This window comes from Methylobacterium sp. E-066 (assembly GCF_022829635.1).
Classification (GTDB): domain Bacteria; phylum Pseudomonadota; class Alphaproteobacteria; order Rhizobiales; family Beijerinckiaceae; genus Methylobacterium.
Map to the genome: position 1 here is coordinate 1 of NZ_JAKSYO010000157.1, position 544 is coordinate 544.

2 rRNA genes are annotated in these 544 nt (G+C 61.2%); both read left to right on the top strand.

Annotated features, from left to right (window positions below):
* Nucleotides 1–292 (top strand): 23S ribosomal RNA (locus MKL20_RS21785); the annotation flags it as partial.
* Nucleotides 293–427: 135 nt separating this feature from the next.
* A 5S ribosomal RNA gene (rrf, locus tag MKL20_RS21790) occupies nt 428–543 on the top strand.
* Nucleotide 544 lies beyond the last annotated feature (1 nt).

A 544-nucleotide genomic window follows, 5' to 3' on the forward strand; every position in this document is an offset into this window, starting at 1 on the left:
GTAGGCAAGTTCGGTCCCTATCTGCCGTGGGTGTAGGAGGTTTGAGAGGCTTTGTCCCTAGTACGAGAGGACCGGGATGAACGTACCTCTGGTGGAGCTGTTGTCGCGCCAGCGGCAGTGAAGCATAGCTACGTACGGACGGGATAACCGCTGAAGGCATCTAAGCGGAAACCCCCCTTAAAACGAGACCTCCCTTGAGGGCCGTGGAAGACGACCACGTCGATAGGCCGGGGGTGCAAGCGCGGCGACGCGTTGAGCCGACCGGTACTAATCGCCCGATTGACTTGATCGCTCCCGTGATCCGTGTCCGTGACACACGTGCACAACGAGACCAGCAGCAGACAGCTGCCACATGCTTGCCGAACGAGGACCCCGCCGTCGCAGCACCCTGCGAAGGCCAGTCCCAAAAGAAATTGCGATGTGCCGGTCTGGTGGCTTGAGCGGCGTGCCCAGAACCCGATCCCATCTCGAACTCGGCCGTTAAACACGCCAGCGCCCATGGTACTGTGTCTCAAGGCACGGGAGAGTCGGTCGCCGCCAGACC